This window comes from Rhizobium sp. FKL33 (assembly GCF_005222915.1).
In the GTDB taxonomy this organism is placed as follows: domain Bacteria; phylum Pseudomonadota; class Alphaproteobacteria; order Rhizobiales; family Rhizobiaceae; genus Rhizobium_E.
The window spans coordinates 71,127-96,055 of sequence record NZ_STFX01000004.1; the positions used below are offsets into that span (position 1 = coordinate 71,127).

The window sequence follows — 24,929 nt, forward strand, 5'->3', positions numbered from 1 at the left end:
AGTGCCTTTCAGCCGAAAATGGAAGCGCCGGCGTCAAAGGTCGCGCACGGCGCGGTCGCGCAGGCATTCCTCCATCAGCCGGCGGATCTCGCTCTCGGCCTGGACAGCCAGCGCCTTGCGGTTCGTGGCCGTCGTCACCTCGATCGGCGGGCCGAAATTGACCTCGGCGTCGATGGCGCCGGTCTTCAAGACGCCGATCAGATGCGGCAGCAGATCGATATCGCCGGGCCAGGCGGCGACAGGGCGGTGATAGTGCCCCATGGGCATGCCGTGGATACGGGTATAGGCGATGGCCGCGGGTTGCACATCGACGCGGCCGGTGGCTGACGTCTGGGCTGCGGAGGTCGCAGCGGCGAAGAGCGTGGATTTGGTCACGAGCAGCCGATTGCCGTCGGAAGTCGTCCCCTCGGGAAACAGCACCACCACCTCGCCGGCGTTGAGTCGATCAGCCATCTCGTTGGCCTGGTCCTGGCTCTTTCGCTTCTGCTCCCGCTCTACGAAGATGGAGCGTTGCAGCCGGGCGAGCACGCCGAAAATGGGCCAGTCCTTGACTTCGGCCTTGGCGACATAGGTGACGTCCGCCACCGAGGCCATCACGAGAATATCGAGCCAGGAGGAATGATTGGAGACGATGAGCAACGGCCTGCGGTCGCCCAGTCTTCCCTTGACCTCGACCCGGACGCCGATTGCCCAGAGGGCGGCGCGGTGCCAGAGACGCGGAAGGCGCGCGCGCCAGCGATGTCCTGTCGCCAGAAAGATCAGCTGGAAGGGCAGCAGAAGGGCGGTGATGGCCAGGACGCCGATGAGGCTGACAGCAATCCGGAGCCAGGCGACCATGAATGCGCGCCTCAGCCCTGATCGTCGCGGGTGAGCGGCACGCCGTAAAGCTCCAGCCGGTGATCGACGAGCTTGAAGCCGTGTTCCCGGGCGATCCGCTCCTGCAGCGCCTCGATCTCGGGAGAGTGAAACTCGATGACGCGGCCGGTCTTGAGATCGATCAGGTGATCGTGATGCTCTTCAGGTACGGTCTCGTAGCGGGAGCGGCCCTCGCGGAAATCATGCCGCTCAATGATGCCGGCGTCCTCGAACAGTTTCACCGTGCGATAGACGGTGGCGATCGAGATGCGGGAATCGACCGCCGCCGAACGGCGATGCAATTCCTCGACATCGGGATGATCGGTGGATTGCTGCAGGATGCGGGCGATGACGCGCCGCTGGTCGGTCATCCTGAGGCCGCGTTCGGCGCAGAGTTCCTCGAGCGTGCGCGTGATATCCGCCATGAACGCGATCCTTCAGCTAGTTCGGCTGAGGAACTAGCGAAGATCAAGGCGCATGACAAGCGCGGTGGATCTGCCGCCCTTGTCGTCGGCATAATAGCCCTTGCGCTCGGCGACCTGGCGAAAGCCCAGTTTGCGGTAGAGCCCGAGCGCGGCGGCATTGCCTTCATCGACTTCGAGGAAGATGGTTTCGCCGCCGCGGGCGCGGATTTCGCGCATGGCGGCGAGCATAAGCCGCCAGCCGAGGCCTTGGCGTCCGAACCTGTCGGACACGGCGATGGTGAGGATTTCCGCCTCGCCCGCCGCCTCGCGCGCGAGCACGAAGCCGCCCAGACCCAGGCTCGGCCCACTGGTGACGCGGGCGGAAAAGCCGAAGACAGTGTCCTGGGTCATCAGCGAGTGGAACTCGCCATCGCCCCAGCGGCGATAGAAGCGCTCGCCATGCAGGCGAGAATACTCCTCGCAATCAGCGCTTTCAGCAGGAAAAATATCGAATTCGATTTTCCGGGCGAAGAGGTTTTCAAGAAAAGCGCCTGGTTTCATGGCTCCCATCCATGCATGCGAGGTATCGGAAGAATGAGCTTAAGCCCAACTTCTTTAGAAAACTATACGGACTTGACTTGCCTCACGCATGCTGCACTGCAAAACCAGTTTGCGGCTTTGCATCAGCACCCCGGATATAGAGGGGGCTGGCCTGTTCATCTTCATCGGCGCGAGAGGCGATGCGGCCGATCACAGCAAGGGGAAAGGCGTCGGCACCATCAGCGTCCCCACCCGTGAGGAGGCCTGCGCCCGAGCCGACGGTGATGGCCTGGAAGCGCGAGGCCGCGGCCTGCGCACCCGCATAGTCATAAGCGACGGGATCGGTCAGCGCTTCCCCCGCAGGGGAAAAGACCTGCCCATAGACCTCTTCGCGCTTGGCGTCGAGAACTGCCATGACCGGCGCCGGAGGGCCGATTTCCAGCACGCTTTCGGCAACGATTCGGAGCGTAGAGACGCCGACCACAGGCTTGCCCAAGGCGACGCCGAATCCCCGCGCCATGGCGACGCCGACGCGGATGCCGGTGAACGAGCCCGGACCGACGGTGACGGCGACGCGGTCGAGATCCGCAAGCGGCACGCCCGATTCGGCGACGATCTCGTCCACCATCACCGGCAGCAGTTCGGCATGACCCTTGCCGATCATCTCCGAACGCTGGGACAACAGGCTGCCGGCCTCCGCGTCATAAATCGCGGCGGCGCAGACAGGTCCGGAGGTGTCGATCAGAAGCAGGCGCATGCGTTGATATCAGACCGCCTCGACTTCGCGGACTTCCGGGATGAAGTGGCGGAGCAGATTCTGCACGCCATGCTTCAGGGTGGCGGTGGACGACGGGCAACCGGCGCAGGAGCCCTTCATATTGAGGAAGACGGTGCCGTCGCGGAAGCCCTTGAAGGTGATGTCGCCGCCATCCTGAGCCACTGCCGGACGCACGCGGCTTTCGAGCAGTTCCTTGATCGTGTCGACGATGGTGACATCGGCGGGATCGAAGAATTCGCCTTCGACATCTTCCGCTTCGGCGGAGCGAGCACCGCCCATGATCGGCGCGTCGGACATGAAATGCTCCATGATGGCGCCGAGGATGGCGGGCTTCAGATGCGCCCAGTCGGCGTCTTCCTTGCTGACGGTCACGAAATCATAGCCGAAGAACACGCCGGTGACGCCGCGCACCGAAAACAGCCGCTCGGCGAGCGGCGACTGGGCTGCATCCTCCGGGCCGCGGAAATCGGCAGTGCCGCTTTCGAGCACGACACGGCCGGGAAGGAATTTCAGCGTCTGCGGATTGGGCGTGGCTTCGGTCTGAATGAACATCTGGGGCTCCTGTGGTCCTCGCCGGTCAAGACGGCGGCACTTTAGAATGGTTTTAAACAAATAGGCTGTTTAACGGCCAATCGCAAGCGATATGCGCCTGAAACCTGCGCCAAACAAGGTTGGCTTGCTCAAGTTTTCGCGATCTTTTGCGGAGTCAGCTCAGCGCGTCGATATCCTCGTCGGTCAGGCTGTCAGGAATGATGGTGACGGGAATGGGGAAAGCAGCGCCGCGCCCGGCCACCTGCTGCACCAGCGGGCCCGGACCTTCCTTGCCGCTGCCGGCGGCCAGCACGAGAATGGCGATGTCTCGATCATCCTCGATCAGCTGCAGGATCTGGTCCGACGCCTTGCCTTCGCGAATCACCAGTTCCGGCTCTGCGCCGATCTCGTTGCGCACCCGCTGGGCGATGGTGGCCATGACGGTTTCGGCTTCCTCGCGGGCTTCGGCGCGCATGATGTCGCCGACGCCGATCCACTGGTTGAAGTCGGCGTCGGAGATCACATAGAGCAGCACCAGTCCGCCGCCGGAATTCTTGGCGCGCATGCCGGCGTAACGCACGGCGCGGCCGCATTCCGGCGTATTGTCGATCACCGCCATGAATTTGCGGCGGTGACCTTCAAGCCGCGACTGTCGCTTGGACACCATGATGATCAGCCCCCTCTGAACAGGGCCAAGACTTAGCGCAGAAATCCGACGATGTCGCGCACTTCATTCATGGTGACTTCGGCCCGCGCCCGCGCCCTTTCGCCGCCGTCCCGAAGGATGGCGTCAATATGGCTGGTGTCGTCCATCAGGCGGCGCATTTCGCCGGTGATGGGCGAAAGCACGTTGACGGCGAGATCGACCAGCGCCGGCTTGAACACCGAGAATTGCTGGCCGCCGAATTCGCCGAGCACATCGGCCTTGGTCTTGTCGGCGAGCGCCGCATAGATGCCGACGAGATTGTCGGCTTCCGGGCGGCCCTTGAGGCCGTCGATGTCGCTCGGCAAACCATCCGGATCGGTCTTGGCCTTGCGGATCTTCTTGGAGATGGCGTCGGCGTCGTCCATGAGGTTGATGCGCGAGAGATCGGAAGGATCCGACTTCGACATTTTCTTCGAACCGTCGCGGAGCGACATGACGCGCGGCGCCGGGCCGTCGATCAGCGGCTCGACCATCGGGAAATAGGCGTGCACGGGCTCGTCGCCGACCGTGATGTCGATCCCGAAGCCCGCCTTGCGGATATGCTCGGCATAATCGAGATTGAACTTCATGGCGATGTCGCGGGCGAGTTCGAGATGCTGCTTCTGGTCGTCGCCGACGGGCACATGCGTGCCGCGATAGACGAGAATGTCGGCGGCCATCAGGCTCGGATAGGCATAGAGACCGAGCGAGGCCTGCTCGCGATCCTTGCCGGCCTTGTCCTTGAACTGCGTCATGCGGTTCATCCAGCCGATGCGGGCGACGCAGTTGAAGATCCAGGCGAGTTCGGCATGCTGCGGCACGGTCGACTGGTTGAAGACGATGTTCTTTACCGGGTCGATGCCCGAGGCGATGAAGGCGGCGGCGATGGAGCGGATCTGGCCGCGCAGGTCGTCATGGACGAGCTGGGCCGTCAGCGCATGCATGTCGACGACGCAATAGATGCAGTCGTTGCCATCCTGCAGCGCGACGAATTTGCGGATAGCGCCGAGATAATTGCCGAGATGCAGATTGCCGGTGGGCTGCACGCCGGAGAAGACGAGTTTCTTGAATTCGCTCATGATCGACCTCATAGGGAGCGCTATGCTCAACGCTCCGGGCTTGTGGAGGGCCCCAAGGGCCAAAGGCCCATGTTGCTAACGGCCGCGCTTATGCACGGCGCATGCGGCGGGATCAAGAAGATTTGGCGTGCTGGATCAGGTCCCAGAGATTGCCGAAGGCGTCGCGGAAGACCGCCACGGTCCCGTAAGGCTCGTGACGGGGCTTCTCCAGGAAGGTTACGCCGCGGCCGAGATAGAGCGCGTGATCCCTCGCGAAGTCGTCGGTCGACAGGAAGAAGCTGACCCGACCGCCGGTCTGGGCGCCGATGACCGCCTGCTGATCCGCTCCGTCCGCCTGGGCAAGAAGCAATCCGGCGCCGTCGGTCTTGTCGGGCCGCACCACCACCCAGCGCTTGCCGTCGCCGAGCGGCTGGTCCACCACAAGGGTGAAATCCAACACGTCGCGATAGTATGCGATGGCCTCGTCGTAATCGGGAACCACCAGCGTGGCGAGAAACAGGCTGCGCATCAGTCCTCCGAATCTGTGGGAGGCGGCGTTGCGGCGCTGCGCTTGATATTGCGCCGGAGCATGCCGAGGCTGGCGCCGCCGATGGCGAAAGCGACCGCGAAATAAACCACCATGGCCACGCCGATCAGCGCGAGCACTGCGCCGACCTGCTCGAACAATCCGCTTTCGGCGCGAATATAGGGCGCGGCGTAGCGCGAGGCGTATTCCACCGCCGCCGCCATGATCAGCGCGGAGATGATCAGTCTCACGACGCGCCAGGCCATGGCCGGTTCGATTTCGAGATGGCCGCGACGCCAGAGCGTGATCCCCAGCAGCAGCGTCGAGATCCAGCCCGAAGCGACCTCGGCGGTGGCGATGCCGCGTTCGGCGATGAAAGGAAAGAGCGAGACGGCCAGCGCGCAATTGACCCCGACCGCGATCATGGTGAAGCGCATCGGCGTCTTGGTGTCCTCGCGAGCGAAAAAGCCGGGATTGAGCCCCTTGATCATCACGAAACCGGGAAGGCCCAGGCCATAGATCGCCAGGATCGAGGCGACGGTCGCGGTCATCGACGGATTGAAGGCGCCGTGTTCATAGACGACGCGGATGATCTCGTCCGACAGCACCCAGATGCCGGCAGCGGCCGGCAGCGTGAGGAACAGCACGAATTCCAGCGACCGGTTCTGGATGTTGGACGCTTCCTTGAGATGGCCGGCGCGCAGCGCGCGCGACAATTCCGGCAGCAGCACCACGCCGACGGCGACGCCGACGACGCCAAGCGGCAACTGGTAGATGCGGTCGGCATATTGCAGCGCCGCGATCGCGCCATCCTTGGTGGAGGCGATCATCTGGCCGATGAGCTGGTTGATCTGGGTAATGCCGCCCGTAACAGCCGCCGGCAGCGCCAGAACCAGGAGCCGCTTGACGTTCGGCGTCATGCGCGGCCGGCGGAAGGTGATCGACATGCCGGCATGCAACACGCCGAGATAGAGCACCGCCATCTGCAACAGGCCCGCGCCCAGCACGCCCCAGGACAGATACCAGGCAGTGGCGAGCGGATCGGCGCCGGTCCAGAGACCGTAGCCGAGCGCGCCGATCATCATGACGTTCAAGAAGACGGGCGCGATGGCGGCGGCGAAATAGTGATGCAGTGAATTCAGCATGCCCGACAGCATCGCGGTCAGCGACATGCACATCAGATAGGGGAACATCACGATCGCCAGCTTGACCGTGACTTCGTATTTTTCGGTGCCGGGCTCGAAACCGGGCGCGATGATGGTGCGCACGATCAGCGGCATGGCGAGCTCCATCACGATGGTGATTAGAAGCAGCACCGTGAACAGGACGCCGAAGACTTCCTCGGAAAAACGCTTGGCGGCTTCCTTGCCGCCGCCCTCGATTTCCTTGGCGAAGAGCGGCACGAAGGCGGCGTTGAACGCGCCCTCGGCGAACAGACGCCGGAAGAGATTGGGGAACCGGAAGGCGGCGTAGAAGGCGTCGGCCATCGGCCCGGTGCCCAGCGCCGCCGCCATCATGGTTTCGCGGGCGAAGCCCATGAAGCGGCTGCCGAGGGTGGCGCCGCCAACGGTCATGAATTTCTTGACGAGGCTCATGCGTTGGAGACCGGTTTGCGAACGCCTTTGGGTTGGAGCGGCGTGACGACGCCAGGGGCGACGCGGGAGGCCCCGTCGTCATCTTCCGGCATCACCGATTTGAGACGGGCTGCGATCAGCGCCTGACGGTTTTCGGTGGTGATCTTCTCGCCGGTCAGATCGGTCACGTAGAAAGTGTCGATCACCTTTTCGCCGAAGGTGGTGATGCGGGCCGAGGCGATGTCGAGCGACAGATCGGCCAACATCGAGGTGATGTCCGAGAGCAGGCCGGTCCGGTCGAGGCATTCGATCTCGATGACCGTGAACCGGTTGGACAGGCTGTTCGAGATCGTCACCGACGGTGTGATGGTGAAGGTCTTGTCCCGCTTCTTGCCCTTGGTGCGGGCGGCGATGACCTCAGGCAGGCGGCGTTTGCCTGAGAGGACATCCTCGATCATGCGGGTGATGGTGGTGGCGCGCCGCAATTCATCCTCGTCGTCCTTGAACTGGCGGCTGACATGGATCGTGTCGAGCGCCCGGCCGAAGGCGGTGGTGAAGATCTGCGCATTGACGATATTGGCGCCGGCCGCAGCACAGGCGCCGGCGATGATCGCCAGCAGGCGCGGATGGTCGGGCGCGAAGACGGTGATTTCGGTGATGGCGCGGAAGGCGTCGGTGCGCGCCATGGTGGCCAGCGCCCTGCCGTCCTTGTCGACGTCACGGATGAAGCCGGTGTGGCGCACCTGATCCTCGAGCGGCACGGACAGCAGATATGGCGCGTAATGCATGCGCACATAGGCCTTGCGCTCGCTCTCCGGCCAGTCGGACAGCGCATGCGCCAGCTTGTCGCGCGCGTTCTGGACGCGTTCCGTGCGGGTGACTTCGGAGAAGCCGCCAGCCAGCACCAGCTCGGTCTCGTAATAGAGGATGCGCAGAAGCTGGCCCTTCCAGCCGTTCCAGACGCCCGGGCCGACGGCGCGGATATCGGAGACGGTGAGGATCAGCAGCATCTTCAGCCGTTCGAGCGACTGCATGCGCATGGAGAAATCGTTGATCGTCTTCCAGTCGTTGAGATCGCGCGTCTGGGCGACCATCGACATGGTCAGATGCTCTTCGATCAGCCAGGCGACCATTTCGGTCTGCTTGGGGGAAAGGCCGAGACGCGGGCAAAGCTTGCGGGCCACCTTGGCGCCGGCGATGGAATGATCCTCGGGACGGCCTTTGGCGATGTCGTGCAACAGCGTGGCGACATAGAGCGTCTCGCGGTCCTCGATCGTCTTGATCAGGCCGGACGCAAGCGGATGCTCATCCTTGCCCTCGCCCTTTTCGATGGCGGAAAGCACGCCGACAGAGCGGATCAGGTGCTCGTCGACGGTGTAGTGATGATACATGGAAAACTGCATCATCGAGACGATTTTGCCGAATTCCGGAATGAAGCGGCCGAGAACGCCAGCCTCGTTCATCCGCTGCAGCACGAGCTGCGGATCGCGCCGCGTGGTCAGCGCCGACAGAAACAGCCGGTTGGCCTCGGCATTGGAACGCAGGTCGTCGTCGATCAGGCTGAGCGAGCGGGTGATGCTTTTGAGCGCATTGGGATGCAGCTCCAACCCGTGCAGATCCGCGACATGGAAGAAGCGGATCAGGTTGACCGGATCCTTCTTGAACACATCGGGGGCGGCGACATCGAGGCGGCCGCGATCTTCGACGAAATCGGCTGCGCCGGGGATCTTGCGGCGGCGATTGGCGAAGCGGCTGAAGACATTGGCGATGCCGGGCTGCTCCTTTGCCTGCTGGTCTTCGAGCGCGGCGCAGAGAATGCGGGTCAGATCGCCGGTGTCCTTGGCGATCAGGAAGTAATGCTTCATGAAGCGCTCGACGGCCGAGAGGCCCGGTCGCGACTGATAGCCGAGCGCTGCGGCCACGTCCGGCTGGAGATCGAAGGACAAGCGGTCCTCGGCCTTGCCGGTGATGAAATGCATATGGCAGCGCACCGCCCAGAGGAAATCCTCGGCCTTCTGGAAGAGGGCATATTCGGATTTCGAGAGAACGCCCAACCGCACGAGATCGGCGGTGTCGCGCACCCGGTAGAAATATTTGGCGATCCAGAACAGCGTGTGCAGATCGCGGATGCCGCCTTTGCCTTCCTTGACGTTCGGCTCGACCAGATAGCGCGTATTGCCGGACTTGGCGTGGCGATCGTCGCGCTCAGCGAGCTTGGCGGCGACGAATTCCGGTCCGGTGTTCTTGACAATCTCGCTGTCGAAACGCGCTTCGAGCTCCTGTTCGAGGGCGCGGGCGCCGCAGATATAGCGGGTTTCGAGGATTGCGGTGCGGATGGTCATGTCGCTGCGCGACAGGCGCAGGCATTCCTCGATGGTGCGGGTGGCGTGGCCGACTTTCTGGCCCATATCCCAGAGAAGATAGAGGATGAACTCCACCGCTTTATGGCCGATCTCGGTCTGCTTGCCCGGCAGCAGGAAGAGAAGATCGATATCTGAGCCCGGCGCGAGCGTGGCGCGGCCGTAGCCGCCCACGGCGGTGACGCAAAAATTGCCGCTGCCGGGATAGGCGTGGCGGGTGGCGTAATCGAAGGCGGCGGCGACGATCTGGTCTTCGAGCCAGGAAATGCGCCGGGCGCAGGCCATGCCCAGGCCTTCGGTCTCGAAGATCTCGCGCACCTTGGCGCGGCCTTCCGTGTTGACGGTCCGGAAAAATGTCAGAAGGGCCGCGCGGGCCTGGTCCGGCTTGCCCTTGTGCTCGACTGCAATAGCGTCAAGGGAGCGCTGGAATTCCAGCGTGTCCAGAATATCGGGATAGCCGGCGTCGGGCGACGGCGCCACGGCCTTCTTATGCTGCATCGGGAGACACCTCGTCGGTCATGCGGTCGGACGCGCCGAGTGCGGGCCTATAGCGCGGCGCCCCGTTGAAATACAGGAAATTCTTTTCGCCGGGATTAACGCTGCCAATGCGTCAAAATTCCGATGGCTGAGGATTTCCATATCATTCCGTTTTGGAATGAACTCATGCAAAAATAAGGATATTCAGGATGGCGTCGACCATTTAAGACCACAGGTCTAGGGCCGATCCGCACACATCAGAGGCAGCCATGCTCAACGATCCCCGCTCGCACGGTCTATGGGAAAAGACCGCCCCTTCGCCAGCATCCACGCCTGCCCTGTCAGGCGACGCCCAGGCTGATGTCGTCATTGTCGGCGGCGGGTTCACCGGCATTTCGGCGGCGCTACATCTCGCCGAACGCGGGACGTCGGTTATCGTGCTCGAAGCGCGCGAGCCGGGCTATGGCGGCGCTGGCCGCAATGTCGGCCTGATCAATGCCGGCATGTGGGTGATGCCCGACGACCTGCCGGGCGTTCTCGGCGATCTGCATGGCGAGCGACTGCTGGACCTGCTCGGCAACGGCCCGCGGCTGGTGATGGAGCTGATCGACAAGCATGCCATCGCCTGCGAACTGGAGCGTCAGGGCACGCTGCATTGCGCTGTGGGCGACGAGGGTCTGAAGGAGATCGAGGCGCGCTGCGAACAATGGGCGCGGCGCGGGGCGCCGGTGAGCCTGCTTTCAGCCGAAGAGACAGCCCGCCGCATCGGCGCATCCGCCTATCGCGGCGCGCTTCTCGACATGCGGGCCGGCACGCTGCAGCCGCTCGCTTATGTGCGCGGCCTCGCCCGGGCCGCTCTGGCCGCCGGCGCACGGCTTTGCGGCGACAGCCCGGTCATCGCGACCGAACGGCAGGGATCGCGCTGGAAAGTCTCGACCGCGCAAGGGTCGGTCACCGCCGACTGGATCATCGTCGCCACCGACGCCTATAGCACCGGCCCCTGGGAGCAGGTGCGCTATGAGCAGATCCACCTGCCCTATTTCAACCTCGCCACGGCGCCGTTGTCGGCCGATCTTCTGAAAGAGATCCTGCCCAACCGCGAGGGCTGCTGGGACACCAAGGAAATCCTGTCCTCCTTCCGCATGGACCGAGCGGGACGCATGGTGTTCGGCAGCGTCGGCGCGCTGCGCAATGGCGGCCAGACCGTGCACAAGAACTGGGCGCGGCGGGCGCTCTCCAAGCTCTTCCCGCAACTGGGCGAGGTGGATTTCGAAAGCGAATGGTATGGCCAGATCGGCATGACCGACAACGCCCTGCCCCGTTTCCATCGTTTCGCCGACAATGTCGTGGGTTTTTCCGGCTATAACGGCCGCGGCATTGCTCCCGGCACCGTGTTCGGCAAGGTTCTCTCGCAACTGATTCTCGGCGACATGACGGAACAGGATCTGCCGCTGCCGGTCACCGATCCGCGCGCGCCGAGCCTTCGTCCCATCAAGGAAGCCTGGTATGAGGCGGGCGCCCAGGTGGCGCATTTCGCCGAACACCGTCTCTGATCAACATTCAACGCCCTCCAACCTTCGGAAGACGATCATGACCCTCTCCACTCTCGACCTCGCCAGCGAAACCGCCCAGCTGATGGCGTCGCTCGGCGTTCCCGCCTCGCGCCTCACCGGCGGCTCGCTCAAAGTCTTCTCGCCGGTCACTGGCAAAGAGATCGCCACTGTCGCTGAAGACGATGCGGCGGCGACCGACGCCGCCATCGATCGCGCGCATGCCGCCTTCCTCGCCTGGCGCAACATCCCGGCTCCCAAGCGCGGCGAACTCGTGCGCCTGCTCGGCGAAGAACTCCGCGCCCACAAGGATGCGCTCGGCCACCTCGTGTCGATCGAAGTCGGCAAGATCACCTCGGAAGGCCTGGGCGAAGTGCAGGAAATGATCGACATCTGCGATTTCGCCGTCGGTCTCTCCCGCCAACTCTACGGCCTGACCATCGCCACCGAACGCGGTGACCATCGCATGATGGAAACCTGGCATCCCCTGGGCGTCACGGGCATTATCTCAGCCTTCAACTTCCCCGTCGCCGTCTGGTCGTGGAACGCGGCGCTAGCGCTGGTTTGCGGCAATTCCGTCCTGTGGAAGCCGTCGGAAAAAACCCCGCTGACGGCGATCGCCACCCACGCCATTCTCGACCGCGCCATCGCCCGTTATGTCGAAGCCGGCTACGCCGCGCCCGAAGGCCTGTCGCAGCTCTTGATCGGCGGCCGCGCCATCGGCGAGACACTGGTCGATCATAAGAAAGTGGCGCTCGTGTCCGCCACCGGCTCGACCGCGATGGGCCGCCAGGTGGGTCCGCGCGTCGCCGCCCGCTTCGGCCGCTCGATCCTCGAGCTCGGCGGCAACAATGCCGCGATCATCTGCCCTTCGGCCGATCTCGATCTGGCGCTGCGCGGCATCGCGTTTGCCGCCATGGGCACCGCCGGCCAGCGCTGCACCACGCTGCGCCGTCTCTTCGTGCATGACAGCGTCTATGACGCGCTGGTGCCGCGTCTGATCAAAGCCTATGGCTCGGTGCAGATCGGCAATCCGCTCAAGACAGGCACTCTGATCGGCCCGCTGATCGACGCCCGCGCCTATCAGGCGATGCAGTCCTCGCTCGACGCCGCGAAAGCCAATGGCGGAACCGTGCATGGCGGCGGCCGTGTGCTCGAAACCGAAGGCGACAACGCCTATTACGTTCGCCCGGCGCTGGTGGAAATGCCGTCGCAATGCGGCCCGGTGGAGCACGAGACCTTCGCGCCCATTCTCTATGTGATGAAATATTCCGATTTCGACGCCACGCTTGAATTGCACAACGCCGTGCCGCAGGGCTTGTCCTCGTCGATCTTCACCAATGACCTGCGCGAAGCGGAAGCGTTTCTCTCGGCGCGAGGCTCGGATTGTGGCATCGCAAACGTCAATATCGGCCCCTCGGGCGCAGAGATCGGCGGCGCATTCGGCGGCGAGAAGGAAACCGGCGGCGGCCGCGAATCCGGCTCCGACTCCTGGAAGGCCTATATGCGGCGTGCGACCAACACCATCAACTACGGCCGCACCCTGCCGCTCGCCCAGGGCGTGAAGTTCGACGTCGAATAAGACGTCCGGACCGTGAATAAGAAAAAGCCCTTTCCGGCGGCGCCGGAAAGGGCTTTTTCATGGGGCTATTGGCCGACGGATCAGGCGCGTTTGGCGGCCGGCAGCAGTTCCTCGCCGAGCGTGGCGATCCTGTGCATGGCGATCTTCAGATCCTCATCCGGAACGGTGAGCGACAGGCGCAGGAAATTGCGCGCCTGAACGCCGAAGGAATTGCCCGGCATGACAGCGACATGCTTGTCCTTCAGCAGCTTCCAGGCGAAATCCTCGCCCGACAGGCCGGTCGCGGAGACGTCGAGCAGGATGAACATGCCGCCTTCGGGCATCAGCGGCGCGATGGCGTTCGAGCCTTCCAGCGCCTCGCGGGCGATATTGGCGCGGCGCCAGTAATTGTCGCGCATCACCGCGGCGGTGTCGAAATCCTGGCTGAGCGCCATGGCCGTCATGTCGGAAATGAACGGCTGAACGCCGAACAGCATGGTCTCGGACACCGGCAGCAGCCGCTCGCAGAATTCCGCCGGACCGATGGCCCAGCCGGAGCGGAAGCCCGGCGCGGCATGCGACTTGGAAATCGAGGAGACGACGATGACCCGGTCGGCAAGCTCGGGATCGTCGAAGGGCGAGGCGAAGGCCTTGTCGAAGATCAGCTCTTCATAGACTTCGTCGCAGACGATCCAGAGATCATGCTTGCGGCAGACTTCGCCAATCTCGGCGACTTCACGCGGGCTGAGCACCGCGCCCGAGGGATTGTGCGGATTGTTGAGCAGCAGCACGCGGGTGTTGGGCGTGATTGTCTTTTCGAGATCGGCGGCCTGGAGATGGAAGCACTGTTCGGCGCGAAGCGGCACGGTGGCGAGCCGCGCGCCGGTCGAGGCGACGACGCCTTCATAGGTGGCGTACAGCGGATCGCCTGTCAGTACGACATCGCCTTTTTCGACGAGGCCGAGCATGACGGTGAACAACGCCGTCTGCGTGCCAGGGAAGCAGAGAACATTGGCGGAGGTGACATCGTCGCGACGCTTGCGATATTTCTCGACCAGCGCCGCCACGACGCCCGGCTCGCCACGACCATTGGAATAGCGGGTGCGGCCGGCATACATGGCGCGGGCGCATTCATCGAGCAGTGCGCGATCCGGCGGCAGATCGGGTTCGCCGATGGTCAGCTGGATCACGTCGACGCCGTCATGCGCCATCTGCCGGGCGGCGATGTGCAGCGCCCATTTGCCGGAGCCGAGCCCGTCGAGCCTTTCGGTGATGGAGGCGTAGCGCATGATGTCAGTCCTTTTTAAGAAAATGCGGATCTTCGATGGGCAGTGTCAGCCCGGTCAGACGCTCGACGGCGAGAAGCGCGATGCGCCCGAGTTCGCCGTCGGAAAACATGTCGGCGGCCATGCAGCCTTCGAGCCAGAGACCGTCGATGACGCCGTTGATGGCGATGGCCTGGGCGCGGCGATCCTCGGGGGTCGAGGCCTTGCCAGCGGCCTCCATCGCGTCCTTGACGAGATGTTCGATCGTCTCGCGATAGGAGATATAGCCCTCGCGATGAATGCCGGCCAGCGCCGGATCGACGCCGGTCTGGGCGATGAAGGTGGCCCAGAGCGCCAGCATGCGCTGGTCTATGACCGGCGGCTTGAAATTGGCGAGCACGAAGACGGAGAGACGCGCGAGCGGATCGCCCTGATGTTCGTCGGCCGAGCGCTGGGCCGTGTCGAACATGGTCTCGACCACTTCGCGATAGGCGGCCTGGAAGAGATTGTCCTTGCCGGCGAAATAGTGCCGGATCAGGCCGGCTGTCACCCCGGCGCGATCGGCGATCTGACGTACCGTCGCGCCCTGCAGGCCGAAATCGACGATGCACTCGAGCGTGGCGGCCACCAGAGCCTGCCGCCGCGCATCCTCGCTTTCATGATGAAAGCTGCGTCGCGTCATCTCAGTCCCTTCTCAGGATCGGCCGCGTGAGGCAGGTCGGGCCGCCTTCGCAGGCGATGCAGAGCGCATCGGCCTCAAAGGTCTGGACCTCGCAACCGGCGGCCTCCATGGCGGCTTTGGTCTTGGGAAAGCCGTCGATCATGATCACCTTGTAGGGCGAGGTCGGCAGGACGTTGAGATTGAGGCCGTTGCTGTCGGCGAATTCTTCCGGCGGCGCGACGATCATGCGGATGCCGCGCTCTTTGAGCAGCAGATAGAAGCTCGCCGGCAGAAGCGGCGCATGCACGAGCGCCAGATCTTCGGCGAGCGGCGAGATCACGCTCATCAGATGCAGGCAGGCTTCTTCACCCTGCCAGAGCGGCAGGTCGAAGCCGAGCACGGTGACGCCGAGCGGCGCGAGAATCGTCTGAAGCTGATCAATGCCGGCCTGATTGGAGCGCACGCCGCGGCCGATGCAGAGCGTCTGCTTGTCGAGCCAGACGCAATCGCCGCTTTCCACCGTGCCCGGCGCTTCGAGACGACCGAGAATAGGGATTCCGGCAGCCCGGTAGGCCGCCTCGTGCAGATCAGCCTCCTGGCGGCGCAGCGGCTTGCCCATGCGCAGGATGACGGCGCCCTTGTCGGTGACGAAAGACGGGTCCTGGGTGAACATCGAATCGGCAAGGCCGTCGCCCTCGTCTTCCAGCCAGAGGATTTCGGCGCCGGATTGTTCGACGAGACGCGCAAAGGCCTGATACTGCTCTATCGCCTTGGGCGCATCGAAGGTCGGACCGTAATGCCATTCCTGCGGATCCGCAGCGAGAAGGCTCTTGCCGGGGCGTCGCATCAGGACGCGGGCAAGAGAGGTGGACATCGCCTGGGAACCATAGGCGCTCATGGAAAACTCCGAGATCGGGGACGTAAGCGGAATTGCTGCCCTGCAAGATAATTGGATTATACACTTGAATAATTGCAAAACAAGTGATTTACTTTTCTGAACGGCCGGGCGGAGGCCAGTGACCGCACCGGTGAATGATAAGACTGGGGAACAAAAAACATCACGAATGGGCGGCTCCACGCCCATGTTTGGCGGTATTCATGACAGAGACGGCGAAAGCCATCGAGGTTCACGATCTACACAAAAAATTCGGCCCGCTCGAAGTGCTCAAGGGAGTTTCGATCTCTGCCAGCCAGGGCGACGTGATCGCCATCATCGGCGGCAGCGGCTCCGGCAAATCGACATTCCTGCGCTGCATCAACATGCTCGAACTGCCGAGCGCCGGATCCATCCGCATTCACGGCGAGGAAATCGCCCTGAAACGCGACGGACAGGGCAACCTGCAGCCCGCCAATCGCAAGCAGGTGCAGCGGATCCGGTCACGGCTCGCCATGGTGTTCCAGAGTTTCAATCTCTGGCAGCATATGACGGTCATGCAGAATGTGATCGAAGTTCCCGTGCATGTGCTGGGCCTGAAGCGTGACGAAGCGATCGCCAAGGCCGAGACGATCTTGAAGCGGGTGGGCCTTTATGAAAAGCGCGACATCTATCCCGCCTTCATGTCCGGCGGCCAACAGCAGCGCGCGGCGATCGCCCGCGCCCTCGCCGTCGATCCGCTCGCCCTGCTATTCGACGAGCCGACCTCGGCGCTCGACCCGGAACTGGTGGGCGAAGTGCTCGCCGTCATCGGCGATCTGGCCAAGGAAAATCGCACCATGCTGCTCGTCACGCATGAGATGAATTTCGCCCGCAACGTGGCGAACCATGTCGTCTTTCTTCACAACGGGCTCATCGAGGAGCAGGGCCCGCCGGATCAGGTCTTCGGCGCGCCGAAATCGGACCGTCTCCGGAAATTCATCAGCTCCATCCACTGATCACAACAGAAAACAGGGGAACCTCATGATCAAGGCATTGAAAACCGCAGCGCTGGCGCTGGCGGTCGTTCTGGGCGGCGCCGCAGCGGCCTCGGCGGAAAGCGTGAAGATCGGCTTCATCACCGAGCCCTATCCGCCCTTCACCTCGATGGACGCTTCCGGCAAATTCGTCGGCTGGGAAGTCGAGCTTCAGGAAGCCGTCTGCAAGGAAGCCAAGCTCGATTGCGTCATCACGCCGGTCTCCTGGGACGGCATCATCCCGGCGCTCACCTCGAAGAAGATCGACGTGATCATCGCCTCGATGTCGATCACCAACGAGCGCCTGAAAACGATCGACTTCACCGACAAATATTACAACACGCCCACCGGAATCATCGGCCGCAAGGAAGACAGCTTCAAGCCGACCGCCGAAGGCCTGTCCGGCAAGATCATCGGCGTGCAGGTCTCGACCGTGCATGCGGACTATGTGAAGAAGCACTTCGCCTCGACCGCCGCCGAAATCAAGGAATACCAGACCCAGGACGAAGCCAATCAGGATCTCGCGGCCGGCCGCGTCGACGCCGTCCAGGCCGACGCCATCGCGCTCGACGCCTTCCTGAAGTCTGAAGCCGGCGCCGCCTGCTGCGACTACAAGGGCGATGTCGCCGCCGACCTCGAAATCCTCGGCCCCGGCGTGGGCATGGGCGTGCGCAAGGAAGACACCGCGCTCAAGGACAAGCTGAACGCCGCCATCAAGGCCATCCGCGCCAATGGCGCCTACGACGCCTTCTCCAAGAAGTATTTCGACTTCAACATCTACGGCGATTGATCGCCACCGGCGCGACGGCTGACCGTCGCGCCGCTTTTCCTTCCGGCGGCGATTGCGATTTCGATGTTTGACGCGCTGATATCCCTCTCCAATCTCGGCATGCTGTCGCTGGAGCCGCCCGGCTGGGGCGGCGTGCTGCTCGACGGCTTTCTCGTCTCGATTGAAATCGCCATCGGCGGCTTCGGACTCGGCGTGCTGATCGGCGCGCTCGGCGCCTCCGGCAAGCTCTATGGCGGGCTCGTGACCCGCGACCTGATGGAAGTCTATACGACGCTGGTGCGGGCCATTCCCGAGCTCATCCTGATCCTGCTGCTCTATTACGCCGGGACAGATCTCGTGAACCAGGCGCTCACCGCGTTTGGCCACGATCCCATAGACATCAACGGACTGGTCGCCGGCATCGTGGTGATCGGCTTCGTGCAGGGGGCCTATTCGACCGAAGTGATCCGTGGGGCGATCAAATCCATTCCGCCCGGACAGATCGAGGCGGCCCGCGCCTATGGCATGGGACCAATCCTGATCTTCCGCCGCATCATCCTGCCGGCCATGCTGCCCTATGCGCTGCCGGGGCTCGGCAATCTCTGGATGATCGCCACCAAGGACACCGCGCTGCTGGCCGTGGTCGGCTTCACCGAACTCACGCTCGCCACACGGCAGGCGGCCGGCGCCACCAAGGCCTATATGACCTTCTTCCTCGCCGCCGGCGCGCTTTATCTGGCGCTCAGCATCGTCTCCGGCCTGATCATCAAGGCGCTCGACGCGCATTTCCGCCGCGGCATTGCGAGGCCGTCATGAATGCTGCGACACCAATGGCAAAGCCGGGTTTCTGGATGCCGCATCGCATCGTCATGGCGGCGTTGTTCGTCGCCCTGATCGCATCGGCGGCGCTGCTGATGCGCTGGGATTGGCTGCCGCGCTATATTCCCCTGCTCGGTCAAGGCATCCTGCGCTCGCTTGCAATGCTGTTTTCCTCGGCGATCGTCGGCTTCTTCTTCGCCATCCTGCTGGGCATCGCGCAAGTGTCGGGACCGGTGCCGATCCGCTGGCTCGCCTCCGGCTTCTGCGGAATCATCCGCGGCACGCCGCTGCTGCTGCAACTCTGGTTGCTGTATTATGGATTGGGATCGCTTTTCGCGCAGTATCCGGAAATCCGCCAATCCTTCCTCTGGACCTATCTCAGACAGGGCTGGCCTTATGGATTCACCGCGCTGATGATCTCCTTTGCCGCCTATGAAGGCGAGGTGATGCGCGGCGCCTTTGCCGGCGTGCCCAAGGGCGAGATCGAGGCGGCCAAGGCCTATGGCATGAGCCCGTTCACGCTCTTCCGCCGCATCTGGCTGCCGCGCGCCGTGCAGCGGGCGCTGCCGACGCTCTCAGGCGAGACGGTGCTGCAGCTGAAATCGACGCCGCTCGTGGCGACGATCACGGTCATCGATGTCTATGGCGTGATTTCGAAAGTGCGGCAGGAGACTTACCTCACCTACGAGCCGCTTTTGCTGCTTGCGGCTATTTACGTCTGCCTGACCGGGCTTCTGGTCGTGACGTTCCGCTATTTCGAGAACAAGATCCCGGTCAAGGGCTGAGGGACGTCACAAGTTTATTTGAAAATCTGGGGAGTAACCTCCCTCTCCCGGCGAACCGGGAGAGGGAGTTCGGGCTTTCGCCGAGTGGGCGTCTCGACCCTTCCGAACCCCGCATCGGAGGGGAGACGCACCGACTGCCAAGCCATCGGCGAAAGCCTTGACCGAATGGGTCAGGCGGCGGACGCCATTGTCAGGCGTCCCATGTTTTTGTCGTCAGGCCGTCTTTTCCAGCGACGGCATCGGCTTCAGAATGCTCATCAGCGCGCCATAGGGCAAGAGCATGATGAGCGCCACCAGCATCTTCACCGTGAGGTCGCCCAGCGCCCAGGAAATCCAGCGCGGCGCCTCCGTCGTCATCACCCCGAAAATCGGCGCGACGCCCAGTGCGAAGTCGTCATTGGGGCCGAGGAAGGAGAAGAAGGCCGCAAAGGACAGGCTGAAGAACAGGGCGGTGTCGAGCACCGAGCCGAACAACGACGCCATCAGTGGCGCGCGCCACCAGGACATGCGGCGAAGACGGTTGAACACGCTGATATCCAGCATCTGGCCGCAGAAGAAGGCTACGCCAGAGGCGATGGCGATGCGCGGGGCCGAGAACCACCAGGACAGCGTGACGCCGACCACGAAACCGGCAATCACCACGAGACGGGCGTATTTCGGCCCGAACTGGCGATTGGTCAGATCGGTAATGAGGAAGGCCACCGGATAGGTGAAAGCGCCCCAGGTCAGCAAGTCGGCGAGATTGACGCCAAGAAGCGTCCCGCTCAGCGGATACTGGACGAGAATATTGGAGGCGACGACCACGAGGGTCATCAGGAGCACATAGATAGTCGTATAGCGTTGAGCCTGCATTTTTTTATCCTGGGTGATGCCACCAGTTGGAGGACGGATCTGGGTCGATAAAGCACAAAGAGAAAAGGCCTGAACGACGCCGTTCAAGCCCTCATCTCATGCATGCGCAGCCTGAAATCAGGCAGCAGCCTTCTTGGCGATCTGGCGCTTCAGCAGGCGGGCGCGAACGGACAGTTCGCCTTCGTCAGCCTTGGCGAGGAACGCATCGAGACCACCGCGATGTTCGACCGAACGCAGAGCGGCGGCGGACACGCGAAGACGGAAACGCTGGCCGAGCGCGTCGGAGATCAGCGTGACGCTGCACAGGTTCGGCAGGAACCGGCGCTTGGTCTTGTTGTTCGCATGGCTAACATTGTTTCCCGACTGGACGGCCTTGCCGGTCAATTCGCAACAACGGGACATGATATCACCTATTCTTTTTCGAGCCCTACGACATGACTTTCCGGCCCGATAGTCGGGCCCGCACGCCGCCGGCCTGTTTTGGAAGTTGCGGTTCCATAGAGAGATGGCGCGGCCCTGTCAAGCCAAAGCAAGCGAAAGAGGCAAAAATCTCGACTCGGAGCGCCTGGCGCTTCACCTTGCGGCCAGCGCAGAAAAACCACATTGACCGCCTAATCAGTCTCGCAAATGATCGTGGCCGCCATGCAGAATCGTCTTCTCCCGCTCCTCGTCTCCGCTCTGATCGCCACGGGCGCATCCGCCGCGCGCGCCGACGACCCCGTCAACAAGGCCGAATTCAGCATCGCGCTGTCTGGCCTGCCGATCGCACGGGCCGAATTCACCACGACGCTGCGCGACACGCGCTACGAGGTCTCCGCCGCGCTCAGGACCACGGGGCTCGCCCGCTTCATCACCGACACCAAAGCCGAAATCAAGGTCGACGGGCTTGCCGGACGCAAGAGCTGGCGGCCGCGCGATTTCTCCTTCCATTATGACTATGGCCGTCGTTCGCGATCCTTCCAGACGCGCTTTCTGCATGATCAGGTGACCTCTTCGACGATCACGCCGAAGCCCGATTACAGCAAGCGCAAGAACTGGGTGCCGACACGGCCGGAAGACCTGCGCAACGTGACCGACCCGGTGACCGCGCTCATCGTCCCCGCGGCGGGCGATCCCTGCCGCGCCATGGTCGGCGTGTTCGATGGAGAGGCCCGGATGAATCTCAGGCTCGCGCCCAAACGGACCGACAAGTTCAGCGCGACGGGATATGATGGCGAGGTGACCGTCTGCTCGATCCGCTACGAGCCGGTGTCCGGCCATCGTCGCAGGAGCAAGGATATCGATTACGTCAAGCGGCTCGACAATATCGAGATCTGGTTTGCGAAATCGGCCAAGCTCGATGTATATGCGCCTGTCTATCTCGCCGTGCCGACGAAATATGGGGTGATCAGCATCACCGCCACGCGTTTCGAAGGATAGCGGCCGCTTCCGGGGGCTTCTCAATGACGCGCGCCACGCTGATCGGTTTTTCCGCCATTCTGATGTGGTCGCTGCTGGCGCTGATGACCGCCGCCTCGGGCAAGATGCCGCCCTTTCAGATGAACGCCGTCTGCTTCGCCATCGGCGCTTTGCCCGGGCTTATCCTGTTTGCGGTCAAGCCGGAGCGGATGAAATTACTGCGCCAGCCTACGCCGGTGTGGATTCTCGGCATAGTCGGCCTGTTCGGCTATCACTTTCTCTACTTCACCGCGCTGCGCAACGCTCCGGCCGCCGACGCCAGCATGATCGCCTATCTCTGGCCGCTGTTCATCGTGCTCGGCTCGGCCATGCTGCCGGGCGAAAAGCTGAAGGCGGTCCATATCCTCGGCGCGCTCGCAGGACTGGCCGGCGCCGTTCTGATCGTTTCGGCGCGGTCGACGGATGGAGCCGCCAGTTTCAGCGAAGGGCAATTGATGATCGGCTATGGCGCAGCGCTCGCCTGCGCCTTCTTCTGGTCGGGCTATTCGCTGATCAGCCGCAAATTCGGCTCGGCGCCGACCGACGTGGTGACCGGCTTCTGCCTCGCGACGTCGCTCCTGTCGCTCGTCTGCCATCTGGCGCTTGAAACCACGGTCTGGCCGGAGACGGCGACGGAATGGCTGGCGGTCGTCGGCCTCGGGCTCCTGCCGGTCGGCGCCGCCTTCTACACCTGGGATTACGGGGTGAAGAAGGGCAATATCCAGATCCTCGGGGTCGCCAGCTATTCGGCGCCTGTGCTTTCCACCCTCGTGCTGATCGTCGCCGGCTTCACCGAACCGTCCTGGCGAATTTTGATCGCCTGCCTGCTGGTGACCGGCGGGGCGCTGATCGCCGTGTCGGGATCGCTGCTCGGCAAGAAGCAGCCGGCTTGAGACATGACGCCGGTCTTCCGCTTCGCGCCCAGTCCGAACGGAGAGCTGCATCTCGGCCATGCGCTGTCGGCGATCCTCAATCACGACATGGCGCGTGACACGAGCGGCCGGTTTCTGCTTCGCATCGAGGATATCGACCCGCAGCGCTGCCGGCCGGAATTCGAAGCGCAGATCTTCGAGGACATGCGCTGGCTGGGGCTCAACTGGGAAGAACCGGTTCGCCGGCAATCCGAGCATGTCGACGTCTATCGCAACGCTTTGGAGACATTGCGCGGCATGGGACTCGTCTATCCCGCCTTCCTGTCCCGCGCCGAGGTCAAGCGCCGGGTTGCGGAGGTGGAAGAGCAAGGCGATAACTGGCCGCGCGATCCCGACGGCACGCCGCTTTATCCGACCGAAGAGCGAGAACTCGATTCGGCGCTCGCCGCGTCGCGCCTTAAAGCCGGGGAGCGGCATCTCTGGCGGCTCAATATGGACCGGGCTCTGCAGCGTCTGGGATCGGAGACGCTGCATTGGCTCGAGACCGGGGATGCCGCGCCCGAACGCATCCCGGCCAATCCTGCTCGCTGGGGCGACGTGGCGCTCTGGCGCTGGGATGCGCCGTCGAGCTATCATCTCTCGGTGGTGGTGGACGACGCGCTTCAGGGCGTGACGCATGTGGTGCGCGGCCGGGATATCTATTGGTCGACGCCGGTTCACAGACTGTTGCAGCGCCTGCTCGATCTGCCCCAGCCGACCTATCTGCATCATCGGCTGCTCCTCGACGAGGGCGGTCAGAAACTGTCGAAAAGCCTGCAGTCGACAGGGCTCAGGTCGCTCAGGCAGGCGGGCGAGACGCCCTCAGATATCCGACGCCGGATCGGGCTCTGAGGTTGGAGAACCGCTGATGCTGCGCTTGATCAGCCGACGGACGCGATATTTCATCAGCGCCGCGTTGATCTCAGCGCCCAGCATCAGGATCACGCCGAGCATATAGAGAAACACCAGCGCGATCATGATCGAGGCCAGGCCGGCATAGGTGGCGGCGTAATTGGCGAAGGTGGAGAGATAATAGCCGAACACCTTGGCCGCCGCATACCAGGCGATGATCGTCAGGACGATGCCGGGCAGCACGTCGAGAAAGCTGCGCTTGCCGGCCGGCAGGAAGAGATGGGCGACGAAGAGCACGATCAGGATCGTCGCAAGCGCGCCCCATACGCTCCAATTGTCGATCAGCGTCATCAGATCTGAAGCGATCGGGATGTACCGTCCGGCGAAATGCACGGCGAGCGGCGCGGCCACGAGGAATGCCGAGAGCAGAACTAGCGCCATCACCGCCGCCAGCACATAGCCGAGGCTGATCATGCGGGTGATGTACCAGCGCCTGGGATCATAGACGCGATAAGCGCGGTTCATGGAAATGCGCAGCGCCTCCACGCCATTGGAGGCGAAGTAGAAGGCGGCGAGCACCGAGATCGTCAACAATCCGCCGCGCGGAATGGTCAGCACCTGCACGACCTCCTTGGAGATCGGGCCGGCGATCAGGGCCGGGAGATTGTCGAAGATCAGATGCACGGCGGTTTCGGAGAATTCATCGGCTCCGAGAAAGGAGGCGAGCGTCGTTCCGAAAATCAGAAACGGGAAAATCGCGAGCAGCGCCGACAAGGCCACGTGACTGGCCATCGCCCAGCCGTCATCCTCGCTGAAATGCCAGAAGGCGTCGAAACCCACTTTCCAGGCCAATCTTATGGCTGCCGGCATTCCATCTCCACGTCTTTTCTCCTGGGCTCAAAGGGAATATGGGAAGGCTTTGTTCCTTTGTACAGGAAAAGCGTCGAAATGACCGAGAAGCCGAGCATCATCGTCACGGGCGCATCGAGCGGCATCGGCGCCTATTGCGCCCGCGCCCTGAAAGCCGAGGGATGGCGGGTCTTTGCGACCGTCCGGAGAGAAGAAGATCGCGCGAGCCTCGAAGCCGATGGCATCGAGACCTTTCTGATGGATTACACGCAAGTCGAGACAATCGACGCCTTGGTGGGCGAAGTGTTGGCGCGAACCGGTGGAACGCTCGACGCCCTGTTCAACAACGGCGCCTATGGGCAGCCGGGCGCGGTCGAGGATCTGACGACGGACGTGCTGAGGCGACAATTCGACGCGAATTTCTTCGGCTGGCACGATCTGACCCGGCGGGTGATCCCCGTCATGCGGCAGCAGGGCCATGGACGAATCGTACAATGCTCGTCGATCCTCGGCCTCATTCCCTATCCCTGGCGCGGCGCTTACAACGCCTCGAAACATGCGCTGGAGGCGCTGTCGCTCACCATGGCGATGGAGCTTTACGGTTCAGGCGTGCATGTCTCGCTGCTGGAGCCCGGGCCGATCGAATCGCGTTTCACCGCGAATGCGCTATCCCATGTCGAGGCCAATATTGATCTCGAAGGGTCCGTCCATCGTAAGGAATATGAGAGGCAGTTGGCGCGCCTGAGAGGCGAGCGAACCGGCATGAAGGGCAAACTCGGCCCCGACGCCGTCTATCGGGAATTGCGCCACGCCTTGACGTCGCCGCGGCCGAAGCCGCATTATGTCATCACACGACCGGCCAGGCAGGGCGTTCTGCTGAAACGGCTTCTGCCGGCGGGGCTGCTTTACAGACTGCTGGCCCGGCTGGGTTGAGATTGGA

The 24,929-nt window shown here is 63.1% G+C and carries 26 protein-coding genes; 10 read left to right on the forward strand and 16 right to left on the reverse strand.

The genetic code is table 11. The features are described 5' to 3' along the window. Positions 1 to 33: 33 nt before the first annotated feature. From E8Q41_RS02335 to E8Q41_RS02380, 10 genes are all read right to left on the reverse strand, one after another. Positions 34 to 837: a lysophospholipid acyltransferase family protein gene (locus tag E8Q41_RS02335; RefSeq protein ID WP_137153897.1), complete on the reverse strand. Its 804-nt coding sequence runs from the start codon at positions 835 to 837 to the stop codon at positions 34 to 36. A gap of 11 nt (positions 838 to 848) precedes the next feature. Continuing rightward, positions 849 to 1,280 carry a Fur family transcriptional regulator gene (locus E8Q41_RS02340; RefSeq protein ID WP_137153898.1) on the reverse strand — a complete coding sequence of 144 codons (432 nt, stop codon included), beginning with the start codon at positions 1,278 to 1,280 and terminating at the stop codon, positions 849 to 851. Positions 1,281 to 1,313: 33 nt separating this feature from the next. Next, complete coding sequence (locus E8Q41_RS02345; protein WP_137153899.1) at positions 1,314 to 1,820, reverse strand: N-acetyltransferase; 507 nt, start codon at positions 1,818 to 1,820, stop codon at positions 1,314 to 1,316. Positions 1,821 to 1,902: 82 nt separating this feature from the next. Then, positions 1,903 to 2,556 carry a tRNA (adenosine(37)-N6)-threonylcarbamoyltransferase complex dimerization subunit type 1 TsaB gene (gene tsaB / locus E8Q41_RS02350; RefSeq protein WP_137153900.1) on the reverse strand — a complete coding sequence of 218 codons (654 nt, stop codon included), beginning with the start codon at positions 2,554 to 2,556 and terminating at the stop codon, positions 1,903 to 1,905. 9 nt (positions 2,557 to 2,565) lie between these two features. Beyond that, positions 2,566 to 3,129 (reverse strand): NifU family protein, encoded by a 564-nt coding sequence (locus E8Q41_RS02355; RefSeq protein ID WP_137153901.1) that lies wholly within the window; start codon positions 3,127 to 3,129, stop codon positions 2,566 to 2,568. A 154-nt stretch (positions 3,130 to 3,283) separates the two neighbouring features. Then, positions 3,284 to 3,775 (reverse strand): universal stress protein, encoded by a 492-nt coding sequence (locus E8Q41_RS02360; RefSeq protein WP_137153902.1) that lies wholly within the window; start codon positions 3,773 to 3,775, stop codon positions 3,284 to 3,286. Positions 3,776 to 3,807: 32 nt separating this feature from the next. Further along, positions 3,808 to 4,872, reverse strand: a complete 1,065-nt coding sequence (gene trpS / locus E8Q41_RS02365) for a tryptophan--tRNA ligase (RefSeq protein WP_137153903.1) — start codon at positions 4,870 to 4,872, stop codon at positions 3,808 to 3,810. Positions 4,873 to 4,984: 112 nt separating this feature from the next. Beyond that, positions 4,985 to 5,380 carry a VOC family protein gene (locus tag E8Q41_RS02370; RefSeq protein ID WP_137153904.1) on the reverse strand — a complete coding sequence of 132 codons (396 nt, stop codon included), beginning with the start codon at positions 5,378 to 5,380 and terminating at the stop codon, positions 4,985 to 4,987. Beyond that, positions 5,380 to 6,972 (reverse strand): murein biosynthesis integral membrane protein MurJ, encoded by a 1,593-nt coding sequence (gene murJ, locus E8Q41_RS02375; RefSeq protein WP_137153905.1) that lies wholly within the window; start codon positions 6,970 to 6,972, stop codon positions 5,380 to 5,382. Before murJ ends, E8Q41_RS02370 begins: the two co-directional genes overlap by 1 nt. Next, the gene (locus tag E8Q41_RS02380) at positions 6,969 to 9,809 is read right to left on the reverse strand and encodes a [protein-PII] uridylyltransferase (RefSeq protein WP_137153906.1); all 2,841 of its coding nucleotides are present in this window, start codon (positions 9,807 to 9,809) and stop codon (positions 6,969 to 6,971) included. The genes murJ and E8Q41_RS02380 overlap by 4 nt, the downstream gene beginning before the upstream one ends. A gap of 248 nt (positions 9,810 to 10,057) precedes the next feature. Here E8Q41_RS02380 and E8Q41_RS02385 point away from each other — a divergent pair, with 248 nt between their 5' ends. Together E8Q41_RS02385 and E8Q41_RS02390 are read left to right on the forward strand one after the other, a co-directional pair. Continuing rightward, positions 10,058 to 11,341, forward strand: a complete 1,284-nt coding sequence (locus tag E8Q41_RS02385; protein ID WP_137153907.1) for an FAD-binding oxidoreductase — start codon at positions 10,058 to 10,060, stop codon at positions 11,339 to 11,341. Positions 11,342 to 11,378: 37 nt separating this feature from the next. Then, a complete protein-coding gene (locus tag E8Q41_RS02390; protein WP_137153908.1) occupies positions 11,379 to 12,920 on the forward strand; it encodes an aldehyde dehydrogenase family protein in 1,542 nt (513 codons plus the stop codon). Positions 12,921 to 13,000: 80 nt separating this feature from the next. Here the strand turns inward: E8Q41_RS02390 and E8Q41_RS02395 are convergent, their stop codons facing one another. From E8Q41_RS02395 to E8Q41_RS02405, 3 genes are read right to left on the reverse strand one after another with little or no spacing between them, the layout of a single operon-like run. Further along, entirely contained in the window at positions 13,001 to 14,188 is a 1,188-nt protein-coding gene (locus E8Q41_RS02395) for a pyridoxal phosphate-dependent aminotransferase (RefSeq protein ID WP_137153909.1), read from the reverse strand. 4 nt (positions 14,189 to 14,192) lie between these two features. Then, positions 14,193 to 14,846, reverse strand: a complete 654-nt coding sequence (locus E8Q41_RS02400; RefSeq protein WP_137153910.1) for a TetR family transcriptional regulator C-terminal domain-containing protein — start codon at positions 14,844 to 14,846, stop codon at positions 14,193 to 14,195. Position 14,847: 1 nt separating this feature from the next. Then, positions 14,848 to 15,723, reverse strand: coding sequence for an arginine deiminase family protein (locus E8Q41_RS02405; RefSeq protein ID WP_137153911.1), 876 nt, complete (start codon positions 15,721 to 15,723; stop codon positions 14,848 to 14,850). A gap of 200 nt (positions 15,724 to 15,923) precedes the next feature. Here E8Q41_RS02405 and E8Q41_RS02410 point away from each other — a divergent pair, with 200 nt between their 5' ends. The 4 genes from E8Q41_RS02410 to E8Q41_RS02425 all read left to right on the forward strand — a co-directional run bounded on the left by E8Q41_RS02410 (position 15,924) and on the right by E8Q41_RS02425 (position 19,088). Next, positions 15,924 to 16,697, forward strand: a complete 774-nt coding sequence (locus E8Q41_RS02410) for an ABC transporter ATP-binding protein (protein WP_137153912.1) — start codon at positions 15,924 to 15,926, stop codon at positions 16,695 to 16,697. A 25-nt stretch (positions 16,698 to 16,722) separates the two neighbouring features. Next, on the forward strand, positions 16,723 to 17,505 hold the full coding sequence (locus E8Q41_RS02415; RefSeq protein ID WP_137153913.1) for a transporter substrate-binding domain-containing protein: 783 nt from the start codon (positions 16,723 to 16,725) through the stop codon (positions 17,503 to 17,505). A gap of 63 nt (positions 17,506 to 17,568) precedes the next feature. Further along, complete coding sequence (locus tag E8Q41_RS02420; protein WP_137153914.1) at positions 17,569 to 18,300, forward strand: ABC transporter permease subunit; 732 nt, start codon at positions 17,569 to 17,571, stop codon at positions 18,298 to 18,300. After that, a complete protein-coding gene (locus E8Q41_RS02425; protein ID WP_137153915.1) occupies positions 18,297 to 19,088 on the forward strand; it encodes an ABC transporter permease subunit in 792 nt (263 codons plus the stop codon). Before E8Q41_RS02420 ends, E8Q41_RS02425 begins: the two co-directional genes overlap by 4 nt. 213 nt (positions 19,089 to 19,301) lie before the next feature. On the opposite strand, the gene E8Q41_RS02430 is transcribed toward E8Q41_RS02425, so the two are convergent. After that, positions 19,302 to 19,940 carry a VUT family protein gene (locus E8Q41_RS02430; RefSeq protein WP_137153916.1) on the reverse strand — a complete coding sequence of 213 codons (639 nt, stop codon included), beginning with the start codon at positions 19,938 to 19,940 and terminating at the stop codon, positions 19,302 to 19,304. A gap of 117 nt (positions 19,941 to 20,057) precedes the next feature. Then, complete coding sequence (gene rpmB, locus E8Q41_RS02435; protein WP_137153917.1) at positions 20,058 to 20,342, reverse strand: 50S ribosomal protein L28; 285 nt, start codon at positions 20,340 to 20,342, stop codon at positions 20,058 to 20,060. Positions 20,343 to 20,582: 240 nt separating this feature from the next. Here rpmB and E8Q41_RS02440 point away from each other — a divergent pair, with 240 nt between their 5' ends. The 3 genes from E8Q41_RS02440 to gluQRS are packed head-to-tail and all read left to right on the forward strand — an operon-like array spanning position 20,583 to position 23,140. Then, on the forward strand, positions 20,583 to 21,359 hold the full coding sequence (locus E8Q41_RS02440; protein ID WP_170976335.1) for a DUF3108 domain-containing protein: 777 nt from the start codon (positions 20,583 to 20,585) through the stop codon (positions 21,357 to 21,359). 23 nt (positions 21,360 to 21,382) lie between these two features. Then, on the forward strand, positions 21,383 to 22,270 hold the full coding sequence (locus tag E8Q41_RS02445) for an EamA family transporter (RefSeq protein ID WP_137153919.1): 888 nt from the start codon (positions 21,383 to 21,385) through the stop codon (positions 22,268 to 22,270). A 3-nt stretch (positions 22,271 to 22,273) separates the two neighbouring features. Continuing rightward, positions 22,274 to 23,140: a tRNA glutamyl-Q(34) synthetase GluQRS gene (gluQRS, locus tag E8Q41_RS02450; RefSeq protein ID WP_137153920.1), complete on the forward strand. Its 867-nt coding sequence runs from the start codon at positions 22,274 to 22,276 to the stop codon at positions 23,138 to 23,140. Here gluQRS and E8Q41_RS02455 read toward each other — a convergent pair. Further along, on the reverse strand, positions 23,111 to 24,010 hold the full coding sequence (locus E8Q41_RS02455) for a YihY/virulence factor BrkB family protein (protein WP_137153921.1): 900 nt from the start codon (positions 24,008 to 24,010) through the stop codon (positions 23,111 to 23,113). The genes gluQRS and E8Q41_RS02455 overlap by 30 nt on opposite strands. A gap of 78 nt (positions 24,011 to 24,088) precedes the next feature. Here E8Q41_RS02455 and E8Q41_RS02460 point away from each other — a divergent pair, with 78 nt between their 5' ends. After that, positions 24,089 to 24,922 (forward strand): SDR family oxidoreductase, encoded by an 834-nt coding sequence (locus E8Q41_RS02460; RefSeq protein ID WP_137153922.1) that lies wholly within the window; start codon positions 24,089 to 24,091, stop codon positions 24,920 to 24,922. Positions 24,923 to 24,929 lie beyond the last annotated feature (7 nt).